Genomic DNA, 3381 nt, shown 5'->3' on the forward strand with positions numbered 1-3381 from the left:
GGCCGGCGCCGCGCCTCCACGGGGGTGAAGCGCGACGCCGGCAGCGGTGGGCGGGGCCGCCCGCCAGGGGGAGCGAGCGGACGGCCCGGGTACGGGGTCAGCCCATGTGCGGGTAGCGGTAGTCGGTCGGGGCGACCTGGGTCTCCTTGATGGCCCGCGGCGACACCCAGCGCAGCAGGTTGAACTTCGACCCCGCCTTGTCGTTGGTGCCGGACGCGCGGCCGCCGCCGAAGGGCTGCTGGCCGACGATGGAACCGGTCGGACGGTCGTTGAGGTAGAAGTTGCCCGCGGCGAAGCGCAGCTTCTCGGAGGCCGCGGCGAGCACCTGCCGGTCCTTGGCGAGCACCGCGCCGGTCAGCGCGTACGCCGAGACGGACTCCATCTGGTCGACGACCGCGTCGAAGTCGCCGTCCTCGTAGACGTGCACGGCGATGATCGGGCCGAAGTACTCGGTGCGGAACACCTCGTTCTCCGGGTCGGAGCAGGCGATCACGGTCGGGCGCACGAAGTAGCCGACGGAGTCGTCACAGGTGCCGCCGGCGACGATCTCGCAGGTCGGGTCGGCCTTGGCCCGGTCGATGGCGGCCTTGCTCTTGGCGAAGGCACGGTCGTCGATGACCGCGCCCATGAAGTTCGACAGGTCGCTGACGTCGCCCATGCTGAGGCCCTCGACCTCGGTGGCCAGCTCGTCCTTCAGGCCGCCCTCCCACATCGAGCGGGCGATGTAGGCGCGGGACGCGGCGGAGCACTTCTGGCCCTGGTACTCGAAGGCACCGCGCACGATCGCCGTCTTGAGGATCGCCGGGTCGGCGGTGGGGTGCGCGACGATGAAGTCCTTGCCGCCGGTCTCACCGACGATGCGCGGGTAGGAGCGGTACCGCTCGATGTTGCTGCCGACCTCCTTCCACAGGTACTGGAAGGTGGCGGTGGAACCGGTGAAGTGGATACCGGCCAGCTCCGGGTGCGGCAGGGCGACCTCCGAGACCTCCTTGCCGTCACCGGTGACCAGGTTGATGACGCCCTTGGGCAGGCCGGCCTCCTCCAGCAGCTCCATCAGCAGCACCGCCGAGTGGGTCTGGGTCGGCGAGGGCTTCCATACCACGACGTTGCCCATCAGCGCCGGAGCGGTGGGCAGGTTGCCGGCGATGGCGGTGAAGTTGAAGGGGGTGACGGCGTAGACGAAGCCCTCCAGCGGGCGGTGGTCCATCCGGTTCCAGACGCCCTTCGGCTGGACGAGCGGCTGCTCGGTGAGCAGCTCACGCGCGAAGTGCACGTTGAAGCGCCAGAAGTCGATCAGCTCGCAGGGCGCGTCGATCTCGGCCTGCTGCGCGGTCTTGGACTGGCCCAGCATGGTGGAGGCGGCGATGGTCTCGCGCCACGGCCCGGAGAGCAGTTCGGCGGCCTTGAGAATGATCGCGGCCCGGTCGTCGAAGGACATGGCACGCCAGGCAGGGGCGGCGGCCAGGGCGGCGTCGATCGCGTCCTGGGCGTCGGCGCGGGTGGCGTTGGCGTAGGTGCCGAGCACCGACGCGTGCTGGTGCGGCTGCACCACGGTGAAGCGCTCGCCGCCGCCCATGCGCTTCTCGCCGTTGATCGTCATCGGCAGGTCGACGGGGTTGTCGGCCAGTTCCTTGAGCTTGGCCTCGAGGCGGGCGCGCTCCGGGCTGCCGGGCGCGTAGCCGTGCACCGGCTCGTTGTACGGGGCGGGTACCTGGGTCACAGCGTCCATGGCGGCCGTGTCTCCTTCTGGGTCGGGGAGGTGAGGTCGGTGACTTTTTTTGTCGGTGGTGCCGGTGGTGCCGGTGGTGCCGGCGGTGCGGCGGTGTCGCTCGGCGCGGCGGTCAGCCGCGGGTGGCCAGCGACCGCAGGAAGAAGGCCAGGTTGGCCGGGCGCTCCGCGAGTCGTCGCATGAAGTAGCCGTACCAGTCGGTGCCGTAGGGCACGTACACGCGCATCCGGTGCCCGTCGGCGACCAGCCGCTCCTGCTCGGCCTCGCGAATGCCGTACAGCATCTGGAACTCGTACTCGTCCTGCTTACGACCGTAACGCCCGGCGAGTTCCTGCGTGATGGCCACCATGCGCGGGTCGTGGGAGCCGATCATCGGGTAGCCCTTGCCCGCCATGAGGATCTTCAGGCAGCGCACGTACGCCCGGTCGACCTCGCGCTTGTCCTGGTGGGCGACGTGGGCCGGTTCCTTGTAGGCACCCTTGACCAGACGCACCCGGGAACCGGCGCCGGCCAGGGCGCGGCAGTCGTCCTCGGTGCGGAACAGGTAGGACTGCACCACGGCGCCGGTCTGCGGGAAGCGGGTGCGCAGCTCGGCGAGCACCGCCAGGGTGGAGTCGACGGTGGTGTGGTCCTCCATGTCCAGCGTCACGGTGGTGCCGGCCTCGGCGGCGGCCTCCACGACGGGCAGGACGTTGGCGTAGGCCAGGTCGTGGCCGCCCGGAAGGGCCTGGCCGAAGGCGGAGAGTTTGACCGACATCTCGGCGCGGTCGCCGAGCCCCTCGGCGCGCAGCGCCTCGGTGAGCGCCAGGTAGGCGTCGCGGTTGCGGCGGGCCTCGGCCGGGTCGGTGATGTCCTCACCGAGGTGGTCGAGGGTGACGTCCAGCCCGCGGGCGGCGAGGGACCGCACCACGGTCATGGACTCATCCAACCGCTCGCCTGCGACGAACCGGTTCACCACGGGACGGGTGACCGGCGCTGCCGAGACAAGACGGCGGATGCTGTCGCTGCGCGCGGCGGCGAGAAGCACGGGACCCAGCACGGGCACCTCCACGGGACGGTTCGCTGAACGGCAAGGTGAGCCACCGTGAAACCTAAGGATCGCGCTGACGAGCTGCCATCGACAGCTGTCACGGGTCCGTGTCCCGGATCTCAGACATCTGTATGAGAATGGGGGGAGCCGGCCAGGGTGGGCCGGCGGGGTGTACGAAGTGGCACGGAGGCGGCGGCAGCGATGCGGGAGGACTACCAGGAACTCATCGACGAGGTGTCGGCGCTGCTCGGCACCCCGGCCACCCTGGAGAACCGCGACTTCGGACTGATCGCCTTCGGCGCGCACGAGAACGCGGGCGACGACGCCGACCTGGTCATGGACCCGGTCAGGACCAGGTCGATCATGCAGCGACGCTCCACCGCGGCGGTGCGCGAGTGGTTCGAGGGCTTCGGCATCACCCGGGCCACCGGCCCGGTCCGGATCCCGCCGGACCCGTCGGCGGGGGTGGTGAAGGGCCGGATCTGCCTGCCGGTGCGGCACGGCGGGGTCGCCTACGGCTACATCTGGCTGCTCGACGACGGTGCCCGCCCGCTCACCGACCCGCGGCTGGCCGAGGCGATGGCAGGGGCGGCCCGGATCGGGGCGCTGCTGGCCGCGGAGG

2 protein-coding genes and 1 pseudogene are annotated in these 3381 nt (G+C 70.9%); 1 reads left to right on the forward strand and 2 read right to left on the reverse strand.

Going from position 1 to position 3381, the window contains the following annotated elements; translation table 11 throughout:
* Nucleotides 1-97: 97 nt before the first annotated feature.
* Both pruA and ACYVE9_RS19850 read right to left on the reverse strand, forming a co-directional pair.
* Nucleotides 98-1729 carry an L-glutamate gamma-semialdehyde dehydrogenase gene (gene pruA, locus ACYVE9_RS19845; RefSeq protein ID WP_461029232.1) on the reverse strand — a complete coding sequence of 544 codons (1632 nt, stop codon included), beginning with the start codon at nucleotides 1727-1729 and terminating at the stop codon, nucleotides 98-100.
* 112 nt (nucleotides 1730-1841) lie between these two features.
* Nucleotides 1842-2768 carry a proline dehydrogenase family protein gene (locus ACYVE9_RS19850; RefSeq protein ID WP_461029233.1) on the reverse strand — a complete coding sequence of 309 codons (927 nt, stop codon included), beginning with the start codon at nucleotides 2766-2768 and terminating at the stop codon, nucleotides 1842-1844.
* 192 nt (nucleotides 2769-2960) lie between these two features.
* Between ACYVE9_RS19850 and ACYVE9_RS19855 the strand changes: the two are divergent.
* Nucleotides 2961-3381: pseudogene (locus tag ACYVE9_RS19855) on the forward strand (PucR family transcriptional regulator); the annotation flags it as partial.

This window comes from Streptomyces sparsus (genome assembly GCF_054776295.1).